Genomic DNA, 25719 nt, shown 5'->3' with positions numbered 1-25719 from the left:
CTCTCCCCGAGGATGCCGATCAAGCAGCGTCCCTTTGAAAGAGGATAAGAGACCCATGAATATTGCCCCCAATTCATATTCCCGCACCCGCAAGCGTCTCCTGGCTGCCGCCGCTTCCGTCGCCGTTGCCGGCGTGATCGGCGTTGGCGCGCTGACCAGCGGAACCAGCCCCGTCCTGGCCGATGCCGTACGTGTCGAGGCGCCGCAGGTGCAAGGCTTCGCCGATGTCGTCGAGCGCGTTTCGCCGGCCGTGGTCAGCGTCAAGGTGAAGGCCAAGATCCAGCCGACCGCCGACGATGGCTCCGATGACCAGGACGGCTTCAACAATCTTCCCAACAATCCGCAGCTGCGCCGCTTCTTCAAGGAGTTCCGCGGCTTTGGCGATCAGGGCGGCCAGAATGATGACGGCCATCGCCGCTTCGGTCACCGCGACCGCAGCAATGACGAGCCGCGCCCGGTGGCACAGGGCTCCGGCTTCTTCATCTCCGAGGACGGCTACCTCGTCACCAACAACCACGTCGTCGAAGAAGGCACCGCCTTCACCGTGGTGACCAATGACGGCAAGGAACTCGACGCCAAGCTGGTCGGTACCGATCCGCGCACCGATCTCGCCGTGCTCAAGGTCGAAGGCGGCGGCAAGTTCACCTATGTCGATTTCGCCGATGATTCCAAGGTTCGCGTCGGCGACTGGGTTGTGGCTGTCGGCAATCCGTTCGGCCTCGGCGGCACCGTCACCGCCGGCATCGTATCGGCGCGCGGCCGTGACATCGGCGCCGGCCCCTACGACGATTTCCTCCAGATCGACGCGTCGGTCAACCGCGGCAATTCGGGCGGCCCGACCTTCAACCTCAACGGTCAGGTTGTCGGCATCAACACGGCGATCTTCTCGCCTTCGGGTGGCAGTGTCGGTATCGCCTTCGACATTCCTGCCTCGACCGCCAAGCAGGTTGTCGAGGACCTGATGAAGAGCGGCGCGGTGCAGCGCGGCTGGCTCGGCGTCGAAATCCAGCCGGTCACATCCGACATCGCCGAATCGCTTGGTCTGAAGTCCAACAATGGCGCGCTGGTGTCGAGCGCCCAGGATGATGGCCCCGGCAAGAAGGCTGGGATCACGGCCGGTGACGTCATCACCCAGGTCGAAGGCAAGGACGTCGCTTCGCCGAAGGAACTCGCCCGCCTGATCGGCGCCTATTCGCCCGGCAAGTCGGTCGACGTCACAGTCTGGCGCGACGGCAAGAGCCAGACGATCAAGGTCGATCTCGGCAAGCTGCCGGCCAGCGACAAGCAGGCTTCGAACAACCAGCAACAGCAGCCCGCCACGCCGGCAAAGCCCGACACACTGGCCGATCTCGGCCTCACCGTCACCAAGTCCGAAAACGGCAAGGGTCTTGTGGTGACCGACGTCGATCCCGACAGCGAGGCCGCAGATCGCGGCATCCAGCCGGGCGACATCATCACCGCGGTCAATTCGAACGAAGTGAACGGCACCGAGGACGTCACCAAGGCGATGACCGACGCGGTGAAGGCCGGCCGCAAGGCGGTACTGATGCAGATCACCCGCGACAACAACAATCGTTTCGTCGCGCTGCCGGTCGCCAAGGGCTGACAACGACTTTTCCGATGCGGCGGTATCAAACACCCCCGAGCCGCCGCATGGGAAAGCATGGAGCCGGGTACGTTAGTCAGTCATCGTGCTCTCCTCCAGCGGCAGCGGGCCTCCCATCGCCCGCTGCCGCACATTTTGGAAGCCGCCCGGAACATTCCCTCGGGCCTTGGCCTGGAGGATCGGGTGGCAATTGCACAATCCTGCCCCGGACAGACATGTCCGGGATGAAAACGGCCATAGAATAAGATTTTATCGCGCGCGGTCTCGATCATCTTGATCGCGATGCGCTTTGGCAAAGGCTAAAATGCAGATGCCGGCTACTCAACCTTCCAGCGAAATCGCGTATAACGGACCGATGAAGATTCTCGTCATAGAAGACGATCGCGAGGCTGCCGATTATCTGCAGAAAGCCTTCGCCGAGGCTGGTCATACCGCGCATGTCGCCGGTGACGGCGAAACCGGTTTCGCGCTGGCCGACGCCGGCGACTATGATGTGATGGTCATCGACCGGATGATGCCGCGCCGCGACGGCCTGTCGGTCATTGCCGGCCTTCGCTCCCGGGGCAACACGACGCCGGTGCTGATCTTGTCGGCGTTGGGCGAGGTCGATGACAGGGTCACCGGCCTGCGCGCCGGCGGCGACGATTATCTGACCAAGCCCTATGCGTTCTCCGAACTTCTGGCCCGCGTCGAGGTGTTGAACCGCCGCGCCAGCGCCAAGGAGGCCGAGACCGTCTACCGGGTTGGCGACCTTGAACTCGACAGGCTGTCGCATTCGGTCCGCCGGGCGGCGCGTGAGATCACATTGCAGCCGCGCGAATTCCGCCTGCTCGAATATTTGATGCGCCACGCCGGCCAGGTGGTGACGCGCACCATGCTGCTCGAAAATGTCTGGGACTATCATTTCGATCCGCAGACCAATGTCATCGATGTCCACGTCTCGCGGCTGCGCGGCAAGATCGAAAAAGGCTTCGACAAGCCGATCCTGCATACGGTTCGCGGCGCCGGCTACATGCTGAAGGGCGGCTAGAGCATGATCCCGAAAAGTGGGAACCGGTTTTCTCGGGCAAACGGTTTCCGTTTGTCCAGAGATCATGCTCCAACAAAGAGCTAGGCGACAGCATGGCTCTTTCCGTGCCGGCCATCATGAGGACGACGGCAGCTCGGCTTTCGGCGCTTTACCTTCTGCTCTTCGCGCTCTGCGCCGTGCTGCTTGTCTTCTACATGACGTCGCTGTCGGCCCGCATGCTGACGGCGCAGACGCAGGAGACCATCAACGATGAAGTGCTGGGCCTCGCCCGCGCCTATCAGCGCGGTGGCCTGCCCGTGCTGGTGCGCGTGGTCGAAAACCGCTCCCGTCAGCCTGGTGCCAACCTCTATCTCATCGCCGATGCCAATGGCCAGATCCTGACCGGCAACGTGCAGAGCCTCGAACCGGGGGTGATCGACACGGAGGGTTGGACGACCGAGCCGTTCTCCTACAAGCGCTTTGGCGAAGGCGAGCTTGATCGCCTTCGCAGCGGAACATCCGACCAGACGCCGCCGCCTTCGACCGGCGAGAACACGGTGCAGACCGAAGGCGAGAAGGGTCACAACGCCATTGCGCTGGTGCTTCGTCTGCCCAACCAGATGATCATGCTGGTCGGCCGCGATCTTGGCGAACCGGAGCGCTTTCGCGCCGTCATACGCCGCGCGCTGATGCTGGCGCTCGGGATGATGGGGCTCGGCGGACTGCTCATCTGGTTCTTTGTCGGCCGTGCCGCGCTGAAGCGCATCGACAGCGTGTCGGAGGCCAGCCGTCGCATCATGGGTGGTGATCTCTCGGGGCGGCTGCCGGTGACCGGCGCCGGTGACGAGTTCGACCGGCTTTCGGAAAACCTCAATTCCATGCTGGCCAGGATCGCCACGCTCAACGAAGGCCTCAAGCAGGTTTCCGACAACATCGCGCATGACCTGAAGACGCCATTGACCCGGCTGCGCAACCGCGCCGAAGCGACACTTTCTGGCAAGCACAAGCCTGCCGATTACCGTCAGGCGCTCGAAGGCACCATCGCCGAGTCCGACCAGCTGATAAAGACCTTCAACGCCATCCTGATGATCTCCCGGCTGGAGGCCGGATATTCTTCCGAACACACCAACCGCGTCGACCTGGCGGCGGCCGTGCGTGATGTCGTCGAGCTCTACGAGCCGGTGGCGGAAGAGGCCGGCGTTTCGCTCGAAGCCGAGGTGAATGGGGCTTTTCTCGTCGACGGCAACCGCGAGTTGATCGGCCAGGCGCTGTCCAACATCGTCGACAATGCGATCAAATATTCGACGGACTCAACGTCCAAGCCGGCGGTTCGTGTGACGCTCGAGCGGACGCATGGCGAGATCAGGCTTTGCGTCGCCGACAACGGCCAGGGCATTCCGGACGATGCCGATCGGGCCCGGGCGACCGAACGTTTCGTGCGGCTGGAGAAGAGCCGTTCGCAGCCGGGCTCCGGCCTTGGCCTCAGCCTCGCCAAGGCGGTCATGACCTTCCACTATGGACGGCTTGATCTCTTGCCTGGCAATCCGGGACTATCCGTGGTCATGAGTTTCCCCACACGGGAGGATCACTGATGGCTGCGGTTGCGGACTGGTTGCTGAAACCGGCGCTCGGGCTTGTCCCTCTCGACGAAGGTCGGGCGCGCCAGGAACTGGCCGAGATCGCCACCGCGGCACGTGAAGAAGGGCTGGCGCGGCTGGCCAAATTCCTGGCCGGCAAGGGGGAGGGCCAGGATTTCCTGGCTGCCGTCTTCGACCTCTCGCCGTTTTTGCGCGACACGGCGCGTCGCCGGCCCCGGATCCTGGATGCTCTTTTCGACCAGCCGGTCGAGGCGCGCCTGGAAGCGATCACCGCCGCGATCGACCAGGCGCCGCTGGCCGGGACGATCTCCGAATCCAGCCTGATGATGGAGCTGCGCCAGTGCAAGGCCGAGGCGCATTTCCTGATCGCGCTGGCCGATCTTGCCGGTGAGGCGCAAACATCGCTGACGGTGCGGCGGCTGAGTGACCTTGCCGATGCCTGCACCCGCGCGGCCGTCGACTTCCTGCTGCGCGACGCGCATGGCCAGGGCAAGCTCAAACTGCCGGATCTCGACAACCCGTCGCGGCCATCGGGCTGGATCCTGCTCGGCATGGGCAAACTCGGCGCGCATGAGCTGAATTTCTCCTCCGACATCGATCTTGTCGTCTTCTTCGATCCGGAAGCGCCGGCCGTCGTCGATCCGCTCGACGCCACCGAACTGTTTTCGCGGCTAACGCGCCGCCTGGTGCGCATTCTGCAGGACCGCACCGAGCACGGCTATGTCTTCCGCACCGATCTCAGGCTGCGCCCCGATCCCGGTTCGACGCCACTGGCGATCCCGGTCGAGGCGGCGCTGCGCTATTACGAAGCGCGCGGCCAGAACTGGGAACGTGCGGCGATGATCAAGGCGCGCCCGGTGGCCGGCGATCTCGCTGCGGGTGCTGCGTTCCTTAGGGAACTCCAGCCCTATATCTGGCGCAAATACATGGACTACGCGGCGATTGCCGACGTCCATTCGATCAAGCGCCAGATCCACGCGCACAAAGGCCATGGCGAGATCGCCGTGAAGGGCCACAACGTCAAGCTCGGTCGCGGCGGCATTCGCGAGATCGAGTTCTTCGTCCAGACCCAGCAGCTCATCGCCGGCGGCCGCTTCCCGGAACTGCGCGGCCGCGAAACCGTGCCGATGCTCGGCCAGCTCGCCGCGCGTGGCTGGATCACCGCTGATGCGCGTGACGCACTTGCCCGCCAATACTGGTTTCTGCGCCGCGTCGAGCATGCCGTTCAGATGGTGGCTGACGAGCAGACGCATACGCTGCCGGAGGACGATGAAGGGCTGGAGCGGATCGCCCATATGCTGGGCTTCGCCGATGCGGCGGCGTTCTCCCTGGCGTTCCGCGCCTCGCTGCAGCAGGTCGAGCGCCATTACGCGGCACTGTTCGAGACTGCCCCGGAGCTTTCGGCGGGCATCGGCAATCTGGTCTTCACCGGCGATGTCGACGACCCCAACACGCTGCAGACCTTGCAGGGTCTCGGTTTCCAGCGGCCGAGCGACATCTGCCGGGTCATCCGCGGCTGGCATTTCGGCCGCTATCGCGTCACCCGGTCGGCGGAAGCACGCGAGCGGCTGACGGAGTTGACGCCGGCGCTGCTCAAGGCCTTCGGCCAAACGCGCCGGGCGGACGAAGCCTTGATCCGTTTCGACGAATTCCTCGCCGGTCTGCCGGCCGGCATCCAGCTGTTCTCGCTGCTGCAGTCGAACCCCGCGCTGCTCAAGCTGATAGCGACGATCATGGGTGCTGCGCCCCGGCTGGCGGCGATCATCACGCGCCGGCCGCATGTTTTCGACGGCCTGCTCGACCCAGCGCTTCTCACCGAACTGCCCGACCGCGCCTATCTCTCGGCGCGGCTCTCGGCTTTCCTTGAAGGCGACAGGGCCTTTGAGGAGGTGCTAGACCGGCTGCGCATCTTTGCCTCGGAGCAAAAGTTCCTGATCGGCGTCCGGCTGCTTGCCGGTTCGATCGATCCGGCCCGGGCCGGCCGGGCCTTTTCTGATCTCGCCGATCTCACCATCGAGGCGGCGTTGCAAGCGGTGACCGCCGAATTCGCGGCGCGCCACGGCACGATTGCCGGCGGCGTGGTTTCACTGCTCGGCATGGGCAAGCTCGGCAGCCGCGAATTGACCGCGGGATCGGATGTCGACCTCATCCTGCTCTACGATCATGACGCGGACGCCGAGGACTCCGACGGCGACAAGCCGCTGGCGCCTTCCCACTACTACACCCGCATGACGCAGCGGCTGATCTCGGCCGTATCGGCGCCGACGGCGGAAGGGGTGCTCTACGAACTCGATCTGCGGCTGCGGCCATCCGGCAACAAGGGGCCGGTGGCCACCCACATCGACGCCTTCAAGAAATACCAACGCCAGGAGGCCTGGACCTGGGAACACATGGCGTTGTCGCGGGCGCGCGCCATTGGCGGCGATGCCGGTCTGTGCGCCGAGGTCGAAGCGGAAGTTGCCGCCGTCCTTGGCCAGCCGCGCGACGCGGCAAAGGTGAAGACCGAGGCCGCGGACATGCGGGCTATGATCGAGAAGGAAAAGCCCCCGCGTGACCTCTGGGACATCAAGTTGATCCCTGGCGGGCTGATCGATCTCGAATTCATCGCCCAGGTCGCCGTCATCACCGGGCAGGTCGAGGCCGGGCCGCGTGTCACCGGTACGGCCGAGATCCTGTCCCGCCTCGCGCCTGGCTTCGCCGATGCCGGGATCAGGCAGGAGCTTGGTGCCGCCTTCGCACTCTATTTGGCGCTGACCCAGATGACCCGGCTGTGCCTCACCGGCCCGTTCGAGCGCGACGACGTTCCGCCGGGGCTTTCGGATCTGCTTCTGGCGGTTACCGACCTGCCGGATTTCGGTGTGCTGGAAGCACATCTCAAGGAGACGTCGCAAAAGGTCAGAAAGGACTTTGATCTTTTGTTTCGTACCGGACGACCGTGAAACGGTTGTCCGGCCGCATCGGGGGTGACGATGCAACAGGAGAAGACCATGAGAAAGTCAACCAAGCTTGCCCTTGCCTTCGCAGCGCTCGCCGGCGCTGTCGGCACCACCGCCTATGCCGAAAACAATGCCAGCGCCAAAATGCGCCACGGCATGATGGCCCGCCTGGACAAGGCGATGAGCGATTCAAACGGTGCCATCACCTTCGACCAGTTTTCCGACGCCATGAACGCGCGGCTGAAGAAGCTCGTGGCCGACAATGGCGGCAAGCTGACCGTCGCCCAACTCGCCGACGCGCTGGAGAAGGCGCGCTTCGAGCGGATGGCCAGGCGCATCATCGCCCGCTACGACACCAAGGGCGACGGCACGCTGACCGCGGACGACATTACCGGCCGTGAGAAGAAGGTGTTCGCCATGCTCGACAAGAACAATGACGGCAAGATCGAGAAGAGCGAACTGCCGAAGGGCCATCGCTTTGGTCATCACCGCCAATCGGATGACGACGGCAGCGTCCAATAAGATTGTTTGACCAAGGCTCCGGCGACATCGCCCGGAGCCTGCTTGCTCAGGCGGCGGCCTTGACCGCCGGAGGCGCCTTCTTCACCGGAATGCGCACGGACACGATCGTGCCGACGCCCTCGGTCGAACGGATCTTCAGCGCGCCGCCCTGGAGCTCGGCCAGCGAGCGTGAGATGGCAAGGCCAAGGCCTGATCCGGCGTGGTTCTTGGAGAACTGGTTCTGCACCTGTTCGAAGGGGCGGCCGAGCTTGCCGAGCGCTTCTTTCGGGATGCCGCAGCCATTGTCCTCGATGGTCAGTATCAGCGCGCCCGATGTGTTGCGGGCCCTGACCGATATGCGGCCGCCCTGGCCAGTGAACTTGACCGCGTTGGACAGGAGGTTGATGACGATCTGCTTGATCGCCCGGCGATCGGCGATCAGCGTCAGCGCGTCGGCGATGCGTGTTTCCACGGTGATCGCCTTCTGCGCGGCCTGCAGCGACACGACGCGCACCGTCTCGCTGATCAGCGGACCGAGGTCGATCTGCTCCTGGTCCAGCGAGAACTGGCCGGCCTCGATCTTGGACATGTCGAGAATGTCGTTGATGACGCCGAGCAGGTATTTGCCGCTGCTGTTGATGTCGGTGGCATACTCCTCGTAGCGCGACGAGCCCAGCGGCCCGAACAGCCCCTGTTCCATCAGTTCGGAGAAGCCTATGATGGCGTTCAGCGGCGTGCGCAATTCATGCGACATGTTGGCCAGGAATTCGGATTTGGCCCGGTTCGCCGCCTCGGCGCGCTCGGTTTCCTTCATGTATTTGCGGTTGAGGTCTACGAGTTCGCGCGACCGTTCCTCTTCGGCCCGGCGGGCGAGGCTCAGGTCATGGATCGTCGCCATCAGCCGCCGCTCGCTGTCGACCAGCTTCTCCTGGTGCAGCTTGATCTGGGTGATGTCGGAGCCGACCGAGACGATGCCGCCATCCCGGGTCCTCAGTTCATTGACCTGCAGCCAGCGGCCGTCGGACAGCTGCCGCTCGAAAGTGGCGCCGCCTTGCGGACCATTGGTGTTGGCAAGCCGGCGCTCGGAAGCGAAGGCCAGCATCCGCTCTTCCAGCGAAGCGCGAGTCACACCCGGCATCACGTCGCGATCCGACAGCCCGTTGTCCTGCTGGTATTTGGAGTTGCACATGATCAGCCGCTGCGCCGAATCCCACAGCACGAAGGATTCGTTGATGTTCTCGATCGCGGTCCTCAGCCGAAGATCGGCCGCCTCCGAACGCAGGGCCAGATGGCGCTGTTCGGTGACGTCGACGGCGATTCCGATTAGCTGGATTTCCGGCGCTTCCGGATCCATGACCTGCGCACGGGCGCGCATCCACACCCATTGGCCATCGGCATGCCGCATCCGGAACACCTGGTCGATATGGTCGATCTCGCGGGCGACAATTCTGTTGGCGAGCTCGAACAGGTCGCCGTCTTCGGGATGGATGATCTCGTCGACCTCGCCGAAGGACAGCATCGTCTCGCAGGGCTCGTAGCCCAGCATGTCGTACATGGAACGCGACCAGTACATCTTGCCGCGCACCATGTCCCAGTCCCACAGGCCGCAGCGGCCGCGCACCAGCGCCATGTCAATGCGCTGATGCGCTTCGAGATAGATGCGGTCGGCCGCCTGGGCGCGCGCCGCCTGCCCGAAATAGGCGTAGAGGATGATGATCAGCACGCCGGCCGTCAGCACGAACAGGGTGACGTTCAGCGAGACGGTCTTGCGCCATGTGTCGAACACGGCTTCTTGCGGCACCAGCGCTGCCGCAGCTCCCTTCCGATCCTTGGCAACGCTGACCGCGGCGTACCAGTCCCGGCCGCCGATATTGACCTCCATGACGCCGGCGCGGTCGCCAAACATGAACAACGGTTGGCCGCCCTGGACGAGGCCGTCGAGCGAATGGCCTTGCCACGGCATCGAGCGCGGCGTCACCGCGGTGATCCGGAAGGCGCTGTCGGTGATGACGAGCACATGGCTGCGGCCCATCGCGCCCTGCCGGCTGGTGGTCTCCAGCAGGTCCTGGACGGCACCGGGCACCGTGTCCGAGGTGGTGGCCAGAGAACTGGCCAATTGGCCCGCCGCCAGCGTCAGGATCGCCTTGGCGTCGCGCTCGACATCGTCGCGTTCGTTCATCAGCGACAGCACGCGAAGCGCCGCGATGACGAGCAGGAAGATGATGATGAGGGCCGGTATCGAACGGCGCAGCAGCGGTTCGGCGGCCAGGAGCCGCTTGTAGGCCGGTTCGGCAATGAGCCGCGTATTCCCGGCAAGGCCGTCGCTGCGCGTCTCGCGACGCGCAAAAACCATCCCACCGGGCGCGCCCCACGCGTCCGCCTTCGCCATAAATGGCACTCCCCGAATTGCCTATGCTGCTTTGTGATCCGGCAAACGCCGCACTTCCGAATCGTCAGTAAAGAATCAAACGTGATTCGCCTTGTCCAGTGGCCCGGCGAAAAAAGATTAAAAATCGACTAAAATAATCGGTTTTGGAGGCGCGACGGCTCGGGCCTTCTCCCCGCATGGGAGAAGGCAAGGGTGCCTAGGCCAGCGTGCGCTCGACGATATCGCGCAGATCCGCCGACAGGTTTTCGGCGCTGGCGATCGAAAGCAGCGCTTCCCGGGCCTTGGCCTGCCGGCCCGGTTCGAGCGAGCGCCACGACCGCAGTGCCGTCGCCAGCCTTGCCGCCACTTGCGGGTTGCGCTTTTCGACCTTGAGCACCGTCTGCGCGAAAAACCGGTAGCCTTCGCCATCGGCGCGGTGGAAGCCCGTCTGGTTGGCGCTGGAGAATGTGCCGATCAGTGAGCGCACCCGGTTTGGATTGGCCATCGAGAAGGCCGCATGAGCGGTTAGCGCCCGAACCGTGGCCACAGCCTGCGGTCCCGGCACGCCGGCCTGGATCTGGAACCATTTGTCCATGACCAGCGGGTCGGACGCGTACTTTTTCTCGAAAGCCGCCAGCGCCTTGTTTGCCTCCGGCGAACCATGGTGGCGATACGCAAGCACGGCAAGGGCGGACGCGCGGTCGGTCATGTTGGTGGCGGACTGGAAATGCCCGGCCGCCAATGCTGCTCCGCCCGGCAGCAGCGAGAGATAATCCAGCAAAATGTTGCGCAAGGCGCGTCGTCCCGCGCTGGCCGCATCCGGGCTGAACGCAGCCTTGTCCGCGAGGCTGTGGTAGAGGCTGGAAAATGCCGCGCCATTGGCGGTGGCGATTGCCAGCGCCAGCGCCTCGCGGGCCGCGTGAATGGCGTCGGGGTCGATATTCCTGCCGATGTCGCGGGCGATGTCGGCATCGCCGGGCAGTGCCAGCGCCAGCGCCCGATAGGCAGGTTCCAGCATCTCATCGGCGGCGATGCTGCCGGCGAGTTCGACAAGCCGTGTCGCGAAGACCGGCTGCTTGCCGCCAAGAAACTCACGGAAGGCAGCGATCAGCGCATCGGTAAGCAGCGTGTTGAACGCCTGCCAGCGCGAGAAGGCATCACTGTCATGGCGGGCGAGGAAGAACTGGTCGTCGGCCTTCTGCTCGACCGACAGCGTCACCGGCGCCGAAAAGCCGCGGTTGAGCGACACCGCCGGACGTTCCGCAACACCCGAGAACCGCACCATGTGGCGGCGCTTGCGCAGATGGATGACGCCGTCCTCGACGCTGGCGCCCTCGACGCCGCTATACGCGACAGGCTTGCCGCCGGCGCCGATCAGCCCGAAGGCGAGCGGAATATGCATCAGCCGCTTGCGGCTTTCGGAGGGGGTCGGCGGCACCGACTGCTCGATTTCGAGCGTGAATTCCTGGGCAGCCGCATTGTGCGTCGAACTCACGGTCAGATTGGGCGTGCCTGCCTGATGATACCAGAGCGCGAACTGCGACAGGTCGCGGCCCGAGGCATCCTCGAACACCTTGATGAAATCCTCAATGGTCGCCGCTTCGCCGTCATGCCGGTCGAAATACAGGTCCATGCCGGCGCGGAAGGCATCTGCCCCCAGAATGGTGCGGATCATGCGCACCACTTCGGAACCCTTTTCGTAGACCGTCGCCGTGTAGAAATTGTTGATCTCGCGGTAGCGGCGCGGCCGCACCGGGTGCGCCAGCGGGCCTTGGTCCTCGGGAAACTGGTGGGCGCGCAGCGTACGCACCTCAGCGATGCGCTTGACCGCGCGCGAGCGCTGGTCGGCGGAGAATTCATGGTCGCGGAAGACCGTCAGGCCTTCCTTCAGGCAAAGCTGGAACCAGTCGCGGCAAGTGATTCTGTTGCCTGTCCAATTGTGGAAATACTCATGCGCGATGATCGCCTCGATATTGGCGAAATCGGCGTCCGTCGCCGTCTCCTGGTCGGCCAGCACATATTTGTCGTTGAAGATGTTGAGCCCCTTGTTCTCCATCGCCCCCATGTTGAAGTCGGACACGGCAACGATGTTGAAGACGTCGAGGTCGTATTCGCGGCCAAACGCCTCCTCGTCCCATCGCATCGACCGCTTCAGGGCGTCCATGGCGTAGCCGGCCAGCTTCTCCTTGCCGCGCTCGACATAGATGCCGAGTTCGACCTCGCGGCCCGACATCGTGACGAAACTGTCGGCGACCTGGCCGAGATTGCCGGCCACCAGCGCGAACAGGTAGGACGGCTTGGGGAAGGGGTCATGCCAGACGGCATAGTGCCAACCGTCGCCGACGTCGCCCTTGTCTCCCGGATTGCCATTGGACAGGAGCAGCGGTGCCTCGTCGCGCAGCGCCTCGATCCGCACCGTGTAGACGGACAGGATGTCGGGGCGATCGAGGAAATAGGTGATGCGGCGAAAGCCCTCGGCCTCGCATTGCGTGCAATAGACGTTGTTCGAGCGATAGAGACCCATCAGGGCCTCGTTGACCGCAGGGGCCAGTTCGGTCTCGATCAGCAGCTGGAAGCGGCGCGCGGCCGGCGGCATGAGAATAGTGAGCTGGTCAGGCGTCACCAGAAGGTCTGCCGGTTTTGCCTTCTTGCCGTCGATCTCGATGCGCTTGAGCGTCAGCCCGTCGCCGTCGAGCACCAATGGCGCGGTCGCGGCTACGCCGTCGCGACGTTCGACCGTCAGTGTCGCGGTGACGATCGTGGCCTCGGGCGAAAGGCGGAAGGTGAGGTTGGTCTGCGGAATGAGATAGTCGTTGGGGCGATAGTCTTCGAGCTTGAAGACCTGGCCGGTGTCCGTGCGCATTCCGTTGTTTTTCCTGTCGATTGCTTTGGACGCGGAATTCCCGCTGGTCCAAGAAATTTGAAGTCCGCGCTCTTTACACGAAATGGTCCCTCGACAAAACTCGGCCGATGCCTATTTCAGGCATTCCTTCTCCACATCCGCGCGAGGCAGTCATGACCGTCGTCACACCGAAATTCGGCATGGGCGCTTCCGTGCTGCGGCGCGAGGATGCCGCCTTCATCCAGGGGCTGGGCCGCTATACCGATGATATCCAGCCGGCCGGCGTCCTGCACGGCTATGTCCTGCGCTCGCCGATCGCCAAGGCGAGCTTCACCATCGGCTCGATCGACGCGGCGAAGACGGCACCCGGCGTCCATCTGGTGCTGACCGGCAAGGATCTCCCCCATCTGCGCGATCTCAAGTCTGGCGTCATGCAGGCACAGCCGGACGGCACCAAAGCGCCGACGCGCGACATTCCTATCCTGTGCCGGGACCGCGTCAACTATGTCGGCGATGCGGTTGCCTTTGTCGTCGCCGACAGCCGTGCCTTGGCGCAGGATGCCGCCGAACTGATCGAGGTCGATTATGACGGCGAGGACGCCGCCTCCGGCACCGCGACGGCGCTTGCCGAAGGCACGCCGCTGGTCTGGCCGGAACTCGGCTCCAACCGCGCCTTCACCTATCATATGGGCGATAGGAAAAAGACGGACGCGGCTTTCGCCGGGGCCGCTCACGTCACCCGCATCGAATTCATCAACAACCGGCTCGTCTGCAACTATATGGAGCCGCGCTCGGCGATCGGCGAATGGAATGCCGGGGAAGACCGCTTCGTGCTGACCACCGGGTCGCAGGGCGTGCATTCCATGCAGTATATCCTGGCCAGCGTGTTCAAGATCAAGAAGGACCAGCTGCGCGTCATCACGCCCGATGTCGGCGGCGGTTTCGGGCCGAAGAGCTTCGTTTACCGCGAATATCCGCTGGTGCTCGAGGCGGCGAAGCGGCTTGGCCGCCCGGTGAAGTGGGCCGGCGACCGCACCGAACATTTCCTCACCGACGCGCAGGGCCGCGACAACGCGGTGACGGCCGAGATGGCGCTCGACAAGGATGGGCGCTTTCTTGGCATGAGGGTCGAGCTGCTCGCCAATATCGGCGCCTATGTCTCGCAATATGGCCCTTTCATTCCCTATGTCGGCATCACCATGTCGACCGGCGTCTATGATATCAGGGCGCTCGATGTCTCGGTGACCGGCCTCTACACCAACACTTGCCCGGTCGACGCCTATCGCGGCGCCGGGCGTCCCGAGGCGGCGTTCCTGTTGGAGAAGCTGGTCGATGCCTGCGCGCATGATCTCGGCCTGCCTGTCGAAGAAATCCGCCGCCGCAACTTCATCCGGCCCGCGCAGTTTCCCTACCGCACGCAGACCGGCCGGCTCTACGACAATGGCGAATTCGAAGGGCATATGGACCGTGCCATCGAACGGTCTGAGTGGAAGGCGTTCCCGCGGCGGCTGGAACAGTCCAAGACCGGCGGCAAGATCCGCGGCATCGGCATGGCGACCTATATCGAGGCCTGCGCCTTTCCGGGCTCCGAACCGGCCTTTGTCGAGCTCAATGGCGACGGCACGGTGACGTTGAAGATCGGCACCCAGACCAACGGCCAGGGGCATGCCACCGCCTATGCGCAGTTCCTGTCGGAAAAACTCAATCTCGACATCGACAAGGTCCATGTCCGCCAGGGCGACACCGACGAATTGAAGGCGGGCGGCGGCACCGGCGGCTCGCGCTCCATTCCGCTGGGGGGTGTATCGGCGTCCCGCGCGGGCGAGGATCTGGCCAACAAGATCAAGCGCATCGCCGCCGACGAGCTTGAGGCCTCGGCCGGCGATATCGAACTGTTCGATGGCGTTGCCCGTATCGTCGGCACCGACAGGAGCATCGATTTCTCGAGCATCGCCAAGGCTGCGAAGACGCCTGATGACCTCAAGGGGTTCGGTGAGTTCGTGCAGGACGAGTGCACCTATCCGAACGGCACCCATATATGCGAGGTCGAGATCGATCCCGATACCGGCGCGACCGAGATTGTCCGTTACACCATCGTCGACGATTTCGGCGTCACCGTTAATCCGATCCTGCTTGCCGGCCAGGTGCATGGCGGCGTCGTGCAAGGCATCGGTCAGGCGCTGACCGAGAACACCATCCATGGCGATGATGGGCAACTCTTGACGGCGAGCTTCATGGACTACGCCATGCCGCGCGCCGACAATGTCCCGTTCTTCCATTTCGAGACCCGGAACGTGCCTTCGACCACCAATGCGCTGGGCATCAAGGGCGCCGGCGAGGCCGGCACGATCGGCTCGACACCGGCGGCGCTCAACGCCGTCACCGACGCGCTGTGGCGCGCCTATGGCATCAGGCATATCGAGATGCCGGCGACGCCGGCGCGCATCTGGGCCGCGATCAGGAGCGTATCGCCAGCGTGACGTCAGGGGTGGAACCAGGAACGACGGCCGGCCACGGCACGCTGAGGGGCATCGCCCTCAAGATCGTGTCCGTCGCGGTTTTTGTCGGCATGCAAACCTGCATCAAGGCGGCCGGCGACGTGCCGGCGGGACAGATCGTCTTCTTCCGCTCCTTCTTCGCCATCTTTCCGATCATTGCCTTCCTGGCGTTGAAGGGACAGCTGGCGACGGCATTCGTCACCAAACGTCCCTTCAACCATGTCGCGCGCGGCGTTGTCGGCGTCGGCGCCATGGGGCTTGGCTTCTTCGCGCTCACCAGGCTGCCGCTGCCGGAGGCGATCACCTTGAACTACGCACAGCCGCTGCTGGTCGTGGTGTTCTCCTCGATCTTCCTTGGCGAGTCGATCCGTATCTATCGCTGGAGCGCTGTCGCCGTCGGTCTCATTGGCGTGCTCGTCATTTCCTGGCCGGAACTGACCCTGCTCAACTCGGATGAAGCGCTCGACGACCAGGAGGTGCTGGGCGTGATGGCCGCGCTGGTGGCGGCGGCGATCTCGGCTGTCGCCATGCTGCTCGTGCGCAATCTCGTGCAGACGGAGAAGACGGCGACCATCGTGTTATGGTTCTCGTCGACGGCGAGCGTGCTCTCGCTGCTGACGCTGCCTTTCGGCTGGCAAGCTCTGGCGCCGGCGCAAGCGGCGCTGCTCATCATGGCCGGCTTCTGCGGCGGCCTTGGCCAGATCCTGATGACCTCGGCCTACCGCCATGCCGAGGCCTCGGTAGTGGCGCCGTTCGAATACACCTCGATGATCCTCGGCGTCGTCGTCGGCTATTTCATTTTCTCCGACGTGACCTCGCTCAACACGCTGCTTGGCGGTGCGATCGTGGTAGCCGCCGGCATCTTCATCATCTGGCGCGAGCGGCAACTGGGCCTGGAGCGCACGCGAACGCGCAAGGTAACACTGCCTCAAGGCTGATCAGGACCGTTCCGACCGCTCCTTGGCCAGCCGCACCAGCACCGCGCGGGTCTGCTCGTCGGCCGGAAAGAAAGATTCGATCGCCAGTTCCGACAAGGTCACGTCGAGCGGCGTGCCGAAGACGGTGATGGTGCTGATGAACGATAGCACCTGATCGCCATGGGCAAGCCGAAGCGGATGCACGATGGCATTGGGCTCGACCGGTGTTGGCCTGCTGCCCTTCAGCCCGGACGGATAGGTTCGCAGCTCGCGCTCCAGTTCGACCAGCACCGGGTCGCCGCTGGCATCGTTCTGGTGCTTGAGACGCTCAAGCAGGTGCGTGCGCCATTCCGCGAGGTTGACGATGCGCGGTGCGATGCCGCCGGGATGCAGGGAAAGGCGAAGCACGTTGACCGGTGGTGCCAGCAGCGAAGCCTCGCTGACATCGGCAAGGAAAGGAGCGATCGCGGCGTTTGCTGAAACCAGGTTCCAGTGCCGGTCCACCGCCAGCGCCGGGAAGGGCTCATGTCCTTTGAGCACAATCTCGACCGCCGCCATCGCCGGTGCCAAGGTCGTGTCGCCGAGCGGCCGTTCGCTGAAGCTCGGCGCGAAACCTGCGGCCAGCAGCAGCTGGTTGCGTTGCCTCAGCGGGATCGAAAGCTGCTCCGCCAGATGCAGCACCATGTCGCGCGACGGCGCGGCGCGCCCGCTCTCGACAAAGCTTAGATGCCGCTGCGAGATTTCGGCTTCCGTGGCGAGGTCGAGCTGGGACATGCGGCGGCGCGTGCGCCATTCGCGGATGAGACTGCCGGCGGAGGTTTGGGCTGATGTCATGGGTCAGGATTAAGGCGGCGGCACAGCGATTTCAATTACCTCCGAGGTTATCGCTAGGAGAGCGTCCGCAGCTTCGCCTTTACCTCGAGAAAATCCCGCCACGCCAGCTTCTTGTGAGCGGGCGTTCGCAGGAGATAGGCCGGATGCAGCGTCGGCATGGCTGGAATGGCGATGCCGGAGGCGGTCGTGTGGACACGCCAGTTGCCGCGCAGCCGCAAAATGCCTTCCGAGGTGTTGAGCAACGTCTTGGCCGATGGTCCACCGAGATTGATCAACACCTTGGGATTGACCAGTTCGATCTGCCGCTCGATGAACGGCCTGCAGATTTCCGTCTCGTGCGGCGTCGGCGTGCGGTTGCCCGGCGGCCGCCACGGGATGACGTTGGCAATGTAGACCGAGGTGCGGTCGAGCCCGATCGCGGCCAGCATGCGATCGAGCAGCCGCCCCGAACGGCCGACGAAGGGCAGCCCCTCAATGTCCTCGTCGCGGCCCGGCGCTTCGCCCACCAGCATCACCGCGGCCTCCGGGTTGCCGTCGGCGAACACCAGGTTCTTGGCGGTGGCCTTGAGATTGCAGCCGTCGAAGGCAGCCATGTGCTGGCGCAACTCGTCCAGGGTCGTTGCCGTCGTCGCCAGCTGGCGCGCGAGCGCCGCCTGGGCTTCGTCTGGCACCGCGGCGACCGATGAACGCGCCGGTGGCGCATCCGGCACCTTGCTTGCATCCAGCCCGGGCGGTGCCGCTGGCCGTTCGGGCGCCGTGTCCTCGCGAGCGGGCGCCACTGGTGCCGGTGCGCGTTCGACAGGCTTCGGCGCCGCCTCGGCGAAGCGGTTCACCGGGGCGTCTTCCAACGCCTCATCGACACCGGCGCTGGCATAGAAGGCCAGGATGTCGGCAATATCGGTCGGGCTGTTGGGGGAGGCGGCAGTCATGGCGCGCACATTCGTCCCCATGGCCGAAATTTGCAAGACCGGCGGCTTGCCCTATCCCGTCGGGATGCGCGGATCCTGCACCAGATAAAAGGTCCAGCGTGGCGTGTAATCCGTCATCAGGAACTCGAAGCTGACGGTCTTCAGCGGGTCGACCTTGCCGTTCTTGAACAGCAGCCGGTCATAGGGTTCGAAGTCGCGGTCGAAATCGGCGAAATTGCTCGACCAGATATTGTCCGGTGTCTTGTTGCGCTGGTCGAAAGACAGCCCATCACCAAACACACTCGGCTGATCCAGTATCTCCTGAAGCTCGAACTGGAATTCGATCCAGGCCTGGCCGCTGTTGTTGAGCACGTTGATGCGCATATACATGATGCCATTGGCGAATTCGCCCGCCTTGCCGAATGTCTCGATCGGCTTTGTCGTGCGGATGGTCAGCGTCACGGGTGTTGCCGAATTCAGCTCCTCGGTGATGACCAGCGGATCGTCCTTGGTTCCGATGCCGGAGGCTCCGGTGATGCGGAAGCCGCCAAGCTCGTCGGAGAAGGAGTAGGCGCCCGTCGCCCAGACCTTGACCTCGTCCGCGGCGGCGTGCCCCGATGCCAACATCAGAAGGGCCGGAAGAATCGCCCGGCAGGCCCGGCCGGGCGGGAAAACAAAGCGCGTCGAAGAAAAGCCCGCTGGCCCAGGAAAGCGCATGGCGGGAAGTATGGCCGATAAGCAAGCCGCCGAACAATTAAAAAAGCAAGGCGGGCCGGTCTTATCAGGCGCAAATGGCTGTCCTGCCGCAAGATGCGCGACTTTTTGGCCAAATCCGCATTGTCACGTCTGCGCCGGTTTCCTGTCGCCAATTGATGCGCTATGCAGCGCAGGAGCCAGCAAGATACGCAACAGCGGCAAGCCAGTGCGGAGGGGTTGATGAGCGATATCGAACGCGAAAGCATGGAATTCGACGTGGTCATCGTCGGCGCCGGTCCGGCCGGCCTTGCCGCCGCCATCCGCCTCAAGCAGGTCAATCCCGAGCTTTCCGTCGTCGTGCTGGAAAAGGGCGGCGAGGTCGGCGCCCATATCCTCTCCGGCGCCGTCGTCGATCCCATCGGCATCGACCGGCTGCTGCCCGGTTGGCGCGAGGAGGAGGGCCATCCTTTCAAGACGCCGGTCACGGCGGATCATTTCCTGGTGCTCGGCCCCGCCGGCTCGTTCCGCCTGCCCAACATATTGATGCCGCCGCTGATGAACAATCACGGCAACTACATCGTCTCGCTCGGCAATGTCTGCCGCTGGCTGGCTGGCAAGGCCGAGGCGCTCGGCGTCGAGATCTATCCGGGCTTTGCCGCCGCCGGCCTGCTCTACAATGAAGAGGGCGCCGTCACCGGCGTCGTCACCGGCGACATGGGCGTCGAGAAGGATGGCACGCATGGGCCGGGCTTTGCGCCGGGCATGGCGCTGATGGGCAAATATGTGCTGATCGGCGAAGGCGCGCGCGGCTCGCTCGCCAAGCAGTTGATCGCCAGATACAAACTCTCTGACGGCCGCGAGCCCGGCAAATACGGCATCGGACTCAAGGAACTCTGGCAGGTCAAGCCGGAGAACCACCGGCCGGGCCTGGTTCAGCATTCCTTCGGCTGGCCGCTCGACATGAAGACCGGCGGCGGCTCCTTCCTCTACCATCTCGAGGACAACCAGGTGGCGGTCGGCTTCGTCCTCCACCTCAACTACAAGAACCCGTATCTGTCGCCCTTCGAGGAATTCCAGCGTTTCAAGACCCATCCGGCGATCGCGGGAACATTCGAGGGCGCCAAGCGGCTCGGCTATGGCGCGCGCGCGATCACCGAGGGCGGCTGGCAGTCGGTGCCGAAACTGTCCTTCCCCGGCGGCGCGCTGATGGGTTGCGCTGCCGGCTTCGTCAACGTGCCGCGCATCAAGGGCTCTCACAATGCCGTGCTGTCGGGCATGCTGGCGGCCGACCATGTCGCCGAGGCGATCGGCGCCGGCCGCGCCAATGACGAACTCACTTCGTACGAGGAAGCATGGCGTGCGACCGACATCGGCAAGGATTTGAAGAAGGTGCGCAACGTCAAGCCGCTCTGGTCGCGCTTCGGCACCATCGTCGGCGTCGGCCTCGGCGGCCTCGACATGTGGCTGAACACGCTGTTCGGCATCTCGCCCTTCGGCACTCTGAAGCACGGCAAGGCCGACTATGCCGCGCTCGAGCCGGCCGCCCAGCACAAGAAGATCGCCTATCCGAAGCCTGATGGCGTGCTGACCTTCGATCGCCTGTCCTCGGTGTTCCTGTCCAACACCAATCACGAAGAGAACGAGCCGGTCCACCTGCTGGTCGGTGATATGGAACTGCAGAAGCGGTCCGAGCACGATGTCTTTGCAGGGCCTTCGACACGCTATTGCCCGGCCGGCGTCTACGAATGGGTCGACAAGGACGGCAATGCCGCCGCCGATCCGGCGGCAAAGGATGTGCGCTTCGTCATCAACGCGCAGAACTGCGTGCACTGCAAGACCTGCGACATCAAGGATCCCAACCAGAACATCAACTGGGTGCCGCCGCAAGGCGGCGAGGGCCCGGTCTACCAGGGTATGTGACGTCGCGCCGCCGGCGGTTTCGGACTCGGCGGCAAAAATGCGGGCGGGGGCCGGCTGCGTGGGCATGCAGGCCGGCAGGACCGTTGAAACGGCCACCGGTCTATGGTTCCTTCTCCAGGAATAGGGAGAAGGCCGATGCGCCGGACAGTTCTGAAATGCCTCGTCGCCATCGGGGCGCTCTGTGCGCAGGAGGCCTCGGCCGGCACCAGGGCAGTGGTCCAGACGCGGACCTACGACGTCACGGGAAGCTCAGGGGCCGCTCTCGTCGATGCGATGGACAGCAAAGGCCCCAGGCACGGCTTCATGACGCATGCCATCGCCACCACGGCCTATACCGTCGACTGGAACCTCAACGCCCGTGAGGCCAACGGCTTTTGCCGAGTGCAGCGGGCCAACGGCACGCTCAATCTCTCCTATACGTTCCCGCGCCTTGCCTCCCCCGCGACGCCGGCGCTGAAGAGACGCTGGAACGCGTTTTTCGCAGGTGTTCGCGCCCATGAGGAAACACATGGGCGCATCGCCAGGCAGATGATGCGCGCCACGGAGAAGTCGATAACCGGCCTGCGGATCGCAAACGATCCGTCCTGCTCCAAGGCGCGCCGCGAAGCGCAACTGCGCATCCGGGCTGTCTATGCCGAATATGAGGCCAAACAAAACGCCTTCGATCGGCGCGAACACAGCAATGGCGGCCATGTCGAACATCTGATCGCTGCCTTGACCGGAAAACCGTGAACCAGGGCAAAACGGTTTTCCGTCCGGAATTGCACTAAAACAAGAATTGGATTCAGCCGTGCGGCTTGGCCGACAAGTCGCTCGCCGCGAGCGCTGTGGCGTGGTCATTCTCATGCTGCTTGTCGTCTGGGCGTAGCGTGAACTCGACCAGCACCGGCAGATGGTCGGAGCCGGTGTCCTCCAGCCGCTGCGAAGACAGGATGGTCAAGCCACCCTTGCTGAACACCTGATCGATCGGCAGGCCCGCATAGCGGCGCAGGACGTCGGGTAGTGTCCGGTGGATCCAGGTCGGGCCAGCCGAAGGCATAAGTGTCAGCCCGCCGAGAGCCGCGACCCGACGCACCGCCGCGCTCCACGGCGCGGCGTTGCAATCGCCAGCCATGATCGCGGTCTCGCCCAGCCCGGCCAATGTCTGCGACAGTTCGCCGATCTGCCAGTATTGTTCCTTCGGCCACGGCCAGCTCAAATGGATCGCGGCCACATCGACGTCGATCCCGCCGAAGTCGATGGTGGCGGTTGCCATCGCGCCGCGCGGCTCGCAACTGGGTTTCGTGCCGGCCATGAAGGGCCGGCGGGAGAGCAACGCCACCCCGAACGCCCCGTTCGGGTAAGGGCACAGGATACGGTAGGGATAGGCACTGGTGATGGTGCCAAGCTCTGTCGTCCACATCTGCGACACCTCGTCGAGGGTGATCACGTCCGGATTGGTGCGGCCGATCAGCGAGAGCACTTTCTTCGGTGTCGGGTTGTTGAAGCGCAAATTCATCTGCAGCAGGCTGTAGACGATCTGGTCGGCGGGTTTGGCGGCCGCCGCCTGCGGCCAAAGCCTCGGCAGGGCGCTTGCCGTCGTGACCAGGCAGGCGATGGCAAACAGCAACCCCGCCGCCGCTTGCAGCCGAAACGAACTGGCAAGCAGCGGCAGTGCCAGAAGCGCCATGAGCACGCTGAAGTGCATGCGGAAATGCGAGAAGGAATCGAAAGCCGGATGCAGGGTGCCGAAGAACCCGGCCAACAGCGCAGCCGACAATGCCGTCATTGCCAGGAATGCCAACCCAGCCGTCATTTTCAAGCGCGCGCCTGTCATCATCGAGGTCGTGTCTGCCGAATGCCGCCTGACGATCCGTTCCATCTGCTTATCGGCCAAAATGCGTCCTGGGCAAGATGGCGATTTGCCTCGCCGAGGCGTCGCGGCCGCCCTACTGGAACGCCGTTTCCGAAAAGCTCCGGAGCTTGCGTGAATGCAGCCGCTCCATGGGCATCTCGGCCAGCTTCTCCATCGCCCTGATGCCGATGGTCAGGTGCTGCGCCACCTGGCGCTTGTAGAATTCGGTCGCCATGCCAGGCAGTTTCAACTCGCCATGCAGCGGCTTGTCGGAAACGCATAGCAGCGTGCCGTAGGGCACGCGGAAGCGGAAGCCATTGGCGGCGATCGTCGCCGATTCCATGTCGAGCGCGATGGCGCGCGACTGCGACAGGCGCTGCACAGGCCCGCGCTGGTCGCGCAGTTCCCAGTTGCGGTTGTCGATGGTGGCGACGGTGCCGGTGCGCATGATGCGCTTCAGATCATAGCCTGACAGGCCGGTGACTTCGGCGACCGCCTCCTGCAGCGCCACCTGAATCTCCGCCAGCGGCGGGATCGGCACCCAGACCGGAAGGTCGTCGTCCAGCACGTGATCTTCGCGCACATAAGCATGCGCCAGCACGTAGTCGCCGAGCGCCTGGGTGTTGCGCAGTCCGGCGCAATGGCCAAGCATCACCCAGGCATGCGGCCTCAGCACGGCTACGTGGTCGGTGATCGTCTTGGCGTTCGAAGGACCGACGCCGATGTTGACCATGGTGATGCCGCCATGATTCGGCTTCTTCAGGTGATAGGCCGGCATCTGCGGCAGGCGCTGCGGTCCAACGCCTTCGCTCGGTGCGCTCTGTCCGGCTCTGGTCACGACGTTGCCTGGCTCGACGAATTCCGTGTAACCGCCGCCGCCCTTCTCCATCAGGTCTCGGGCGCGGGCGACGAATTCGTCGATGTAGAACTGGTAGTTGGTGAACAGCACGAAGTTCTGGAAATGCTGCGGGCTGGTCGCCGTGTAGTGGGTCATGCGGTGCAGCGAATAGTCGATGCGTTGCGCCGTGAACGGGGCCAGCGGTCTCGGTTCGCCGAAGGCCACTTCGAACGTGCCGTTGGCGATCTGGTCGTCGGTGCCGTCGAGATCAGGCACGTCGAACAGGTCGCGGATCGGCCGCTTGATGCGCTCCGCGGCGGCGCCGTCGACGTAGGTTCCCTCCAGGAAGGCGAAATGCAGCGGAATGGGCGTGGTCGATTCCGAAACTGTGACCGCGACACCGTGGTTGCGCATGATCAGGCGCAGCTGTTCTATCAGATAGCGCTCGAACAGCTGCGGCTGCGTGATCGTGGTGGCGAAATGGCCGGGCGTTGGCATGTGGCCGTAGGCCTGGCGCGAGTCGACCTGGGTGAACGAACTCGTGGTGACGCCGATCTCGGGGTAGAAGGCGCGGTAGCGCCTGCTGCTGTCGCCGCCGTCGGCCGCCAGGGCCGCGAAGGCGTCGCGCAGGAACTTGGTGTTGCGGTCGTAAAGCAGCTGCAGTGCGGCAACGGCCTTTTCGGCGTTGTCAAAGCTTTGCCGGCCAAAAGGCTCCGGCATGACGACAGATTCGATGGCTTGGGGGTAGATTCGCTTTTCCATGGCTCAATATAGAGACTTGCACGAGCGGTTGGGAGGGGGCTCGCTGCCGAAGGCGCTCAAAGCGCCATTTTTCTTTATCCCCTCTGCAGGCTGACCAGCAGCACGAAACCCACGCCGGACTTCCTCAGGGCCGGCGCCTCTATCGTCGAGCCGGCATCGGCGCGCATCATCGGCACCGCCAGGACCGGAGCAGCCAGGAGCATCAGGATAAGCACCGCCCGCGGCAGGAGCCGAAGGGTCTTCAGGGTGTTGGCGGCGATGCGGGTCATGATCTCTGAGCTTTTCTTTTCGAGGTCCGGGTTTCTTTGTTTCAGTGGCGAAGGTTGGTCGGGCAGGCGAGACGGCATAGTCTGTTGGCTTCGTCCCAGGAGCGGGGAGAACGGCCCGCTTCGGCGACGAGGATGGCGAAGAACATTCCAAACAGGCTCATCAGCAGGCAGACGATGGTAAAGCGGCGAGCAAGCATTGGGGTCGTGTCTCCTTCAACACGGCGGAGAATGCCCCAACGCCTCTGAACCGGCTCTGATGCCGGCGTTCATCTGCGGTTCAAATTGATTGACGGGATCTGAGCGGGTGCCGGGAACTAAGCGGCCACAGCCGGCAGGGCGAGCGCGCCAGGGCTCGACGTGCCGCTAAAACGAAAACGGGGCCTGCTGGGCCCCGTCGTCAGATCACAAGGATAGGGTCGATCAGAGCTTGTGCCAGACTTAGCTTTTATTTTACGGAATGTGCTGGACGCATAGCTGGAAAGCGAGTTCGGGCCGGTGATTTGGTGCGGATTAAAGGTATCGTCGTATAGGTGGACATTAGGTACTACAGCCGCCCCCACGGGGGGACTGAGGCTACACCTCTCTAACATTCGGGGATACGAATTTTTCTCAGAAAGGTCCGCAACCGATCAGTCAGCTTCCCGCACGAGCGGCCTTCTCGGCGTTCCTCTGCCTAGCTGCAGCGTTCTTTGCGAACCGCTCAGAGCCGATCTCCGCAACTAATCCTTCAAGCTGTTTCTTGTCAGTGATCGCCCATTGAACAATGGAGTTGGCGAGACGGAACAAAATCGACACCGTCGTCGCGTCGTCCGTCCCGTACAGGCGTGAAGCATGTAGGGCCTCGTTGCCAGTCATTCTTACGACATCCATAGCTACGGTTATCTGCGTTGGAACGCCCTGCTTTTCCAGTTCATAAACCGCATCGTTGAAGTTGTCTTTCTGGGCGGCAAACTTGCAAAGGCCTTCGATGCACATGCGAAGCAAAGCCGCCGCTGCCCTGGGACTAGCCGCAGCGACCGCTGCAGCCTCCTCGAAATCCTTTTGAAGCTGAGGAGGAAGATCTTGCGGTATCGGATGATCGCCCGACTGGCTCGGGTATACCAAGGTTCCTTCGAACCAGAGTGAACGACCTCCACATGCCACGCACTGTGAAATCCCTAAGTCTGAAATCTGCTCGTCGAGAGCCACTAACTTCTGATTGAATTGCTTGTGCTCCTTCTTGTAAGGGACCGTCCACGTCTGTGCGGCGATCACCGGGCAGCGTGGGCATTTGAACTTCGTCTTCCTGAACTTTGGCGTATAGTCGCCTTCAACGGGAGCGTCCCGAAGTCCACTCGTGATTTGAGTGGTCTGTGTTCCTGGTAGCGTAGCCATTGGGTCCCG

19 protein-coding genes are annotated in these 25719 nt (G+C 63.7%); 9 read left to right on the top strand and 10 right to left on the bottom strand.

Annotated elements, in window-relative coordinates; translation table 11 throughout:
- The first annotated feature begins 55 nt into the window (after positions 1 to 55).
- From JG746_RS25075 to JG746_RS25055, 5 genes are all read left to right on the top strand, one after another.
- Positions 56 to 1606, top strand: a complete 1551-nt coding sequence (locus tag JG746_RS25075) for a Do family serine endopeptidase (protein ID WP_202355163.1) — start codon at positions 56 to 58, stop codon at positions 1604 to 1606.
- Between the two features lie 355 nt (positions 1607 to 1961).
- Positions 1962 to 2636 (top strand): response regulator transcription factor, encoded by a 675-nt coding sequence (locus JG746_RS25070; protein ID WP_027041628.1) that lies wholly within the window; start codon positions 1962 to 1964, stop codon positions 2634 to 2636.
- Between the two features lie 92 nt (positions 2637 to 2728).
- Positions 2729 to 4207, top strand: a complete 1479-nt coding sequence (locus JG746_RS25065) for a sensor histidine kinase (RefSeq protein ID WP_202355162.1) — start codon at positions 2729 to 2731, stop codon at positions 4205 to 4207.
- Entirely contained in the window at positions 4207 to 7152 is a 2946-nt protein-coding gene (locus JG746_RS25060) for a bifunctional [glutamine synthetase] adenylyltransferase/[glutamine synthetase]-adenylyl-L-tyrosine phosphorylase (RefSeq protein ID WP_202355161.1), read from the top strand. Before JG746_RS25065 ends, JG746_RS25060 begins: the two co-directional genes overlap by 1 nt.
- Before the next feature lie 48 nt (positions 7153 to 7200).
- Complete coding sequence (locus tag JG746_RS25055; RefSeq protein ID WP_202355160.1) at positions 7201 to 7671, top strand: hypothetical protein; 471 nt, start codon at positions 7201 to 7203, stop codon at positions 7669 to 7671.
- 46 nt (positions 7672 to 7717) lie between these two features.
- Here JG746_RS25055 and JG746_RS25050 read toward each other — a convergent pair whose 3' ends face one another.
- Together JG746_RS25050 and pepN are read right to left on the bottom strand one after the other, a co-directional pair.
- Positions 7718 to 10039 (bottom strand): PAS domain-containing sensor histidine kinase, encoded by a 2322-nt coding sequence (locus JG746_RS25050; protein ID WP_202355159.1) that lies wholly within the window; start codon positions 10037 to 10039, stop codon positions 7718 to 7720.
- Positions 10040 to 10235: 196 nt separating this feature from the next.
- The gene (pepN, locus tag JG746_RS25045) at positions 10236 to 12881 is read right to left on the bottom strand and encodes an aminopeptidase N (RefSeq protein ID WP_202355158.1); all 2646 of its coding nucleotides are present in this window, start codon (positions 12879 to 12881) and stop codon (positions 10236 to 10238) included.
- A gap of 152 nt (positions 12882 to 13033) precedes the next feature.
- Here pepN and JG746_RS25040 point away from each other — a divergent pair, with 152 nt between their 5' ends.
- Both JG746_RS25040 and JG746_RS25035 read left to right on the top strand, forming a co-directional pair.
- Positions 13034 to 15340, top strand: coding sequence for a xanthine dehydrogenase family protein molybdopterin-binding subunit (locus JG746_RS25040; RefSeq protein ID WP_202355157.1), 2307 nt, complete (start codon positions 13034 to 13036; stop codon positions 15338 to 15340).
- Positions 15337 to 16296 carry a DMT family transporter gene (locus JG746_RS25035; protein WP_202355156.1) on the top strand — a complete coding sequence of 320 codons (960 nt, stop codon included), beginning with the start codon at positions 15337 to 15339 and terminating at the stop codon, positions 16294 to 16296. The genes JG746_RS25040 and JG746_RS25035 overlap by 4 nt, the downstream gene beginning before the upstream one ends.
- Here JG746_RS25035 and JG746_RS25030 read toward each other — a convergent pair whose 3' ends face one another.
- Genes JG746_RS25030 through JG746_RS25020 form a run of 3 tightly spaced genes read right to left on the bottom strand, consistent with a single transcriptional unit; the run spans position 16297 to position 18734 of the window.
- Positions 16297 to 17109: a helix-turn-helix domain-containing protein gene (locus JG746_RS25030; protein WP_202355155.1), complete on the bottom strand. Its 813-nt coding sequence runs from the start codon at positions 17107 to 17109 to the stop codon at positions 16297 to 16299.
- 53 nt (positions 17110 to 17162) lie between these two features.
- Positions 17163 to 18038: a uracil-DNA glycosylase gene (locus JG746_RS25025; protein ID WP_202355154.1), complete on the bottom strand. Its 876-nt coding sequence runs from the start codon at positions 18036 to 18038 to the stop codon at positions 17163 to 17165.
- A 51-nt stretch (positions 18039 to 18089) separates the two neighbouring features.
- Positions 18090 to 18734 carry a hypothetical protein gene (locus JG746_RS25020; protein ID WP_202355153.1) on the bottom strand — a complete coding sequence of 215 codons (645 nt, stop codon included), beginning with the start codon at positions 18732 to 18734 and terminating at the stop codon, positions 18090 to 18092.
- Between the two features lie 219 nt (positions 18735 to 18953).
- Here JG746_RS25020 and JG746_RS25015 point away from each other — a divergent pair, with 219 nt between their 5' ends.
- Together JG746_RS25015 and JG746_RS25010 are read left to right on the top strand one after the other, a co-directional pair.
- Positions 18954 to 20633, top strand: coding sequence for an electron transfer flavoprotein-ubiquinone oxidoreductase (locus JG746_RS25015; protein WP_202355152.1), 1680 nt, complete (start codon positions 18954 to 18956; stop codon positions 20631 to 20633).
- A gap of 135 nt (positions 20634 to 20768) precedes the next feature.
- Positions 20769 to 21365: a DUF922 domain-containing Zn-dependent protease gene (locus JG746_RS25010; RefSeq protein WP_202355151.1), complete on the top strand. Its 597-nt coding sequence runs from the start codon at positions 20769 to 20771 to the stop codon at positions 21363 to 21365.
- A 52-nt stretch (positions 21366 to 21417) separates the two neighbouring features.
- On the opposite strand, the gene JG746_RS25005 is transcribed toward JG746_RS25010, so the two are convergent.
- The 5 genes from JG746_RS25005 to JG746_RS24985 form a co-directional block, all read right to left on the bottom strand.
- Entirely contained in the window at positions 21418 to 22449 is a 1032-nt protein-coding gene (locus JG746_RS25005) for an endonuclease/exonuclease/phosphatase family protein (RefSeq protein WP_446721218.1), read from the bottom strand.
- A gap of 112 nt (positions 22450 to 22561) precedes the next feature.
- Positions 22562 to 24025 (bottom strand): AMP nucleosidase, encoded by a 1464-nt coding sequence (locus JG746_RS25000; RefSeq protein WP_244730437.1) that lies wholly within the window; start codon positions 24023 to 24025, stop codon positions 22562 to 22564.
- A 116-nt stretch (positions 24026 to 24141) separates the two neighbouring features.
- Complete coding sequence (locus tag JG746_RS24995; protein ID WP_202355149.1) at positions 24142 to 24336, bottom strand: hypothetical protein; 195 nt, start codon at positions 24334 to 24336, stop codon at positions 24142 to 24144.
- A gap of 41 nt (positions 24337 to 24377) precedes the next feature.
- Complete coding sequence (locus tag JG746_RS24990) at positions 24378 to 24533, bottom strand: hypothetical protein (protein ID WP_202355148.1); 156 nt, start codon at positions 24531 to 24533, stop codon at positions 24378 to 24380.
- A 436-nt stretch (positions 24534 to 24969) separates the two neighbouring features.
- Positions 24970 to 25710: a DUF4145 domain-containing protein gene (locus JG746_RS24985; protein WP_202355147.1), complete on the bottom strand. Its 741-nt coding sequence runs from the start codon at positions 25708 to 25710 to the stop codon at positions 24970 to 24972.
- Between the last annotated feature and the right edge of the window lie 9 nt (positions 25711 to 25719).

It is taken from the genome of Mesorhizobium sp. 113-3-3 (assembly GCF_016756495.1).
Lineage (GTDB): Bacteria > Pseudomonadota > Alphaproteobacteria > Rhizobiales > Rhizobiaceae > Mesorhizobium.
Note: the sequence above shows the minus strand (reverse complement) of the source record. Positions and strands in the feature narration are given on the sequence as shown.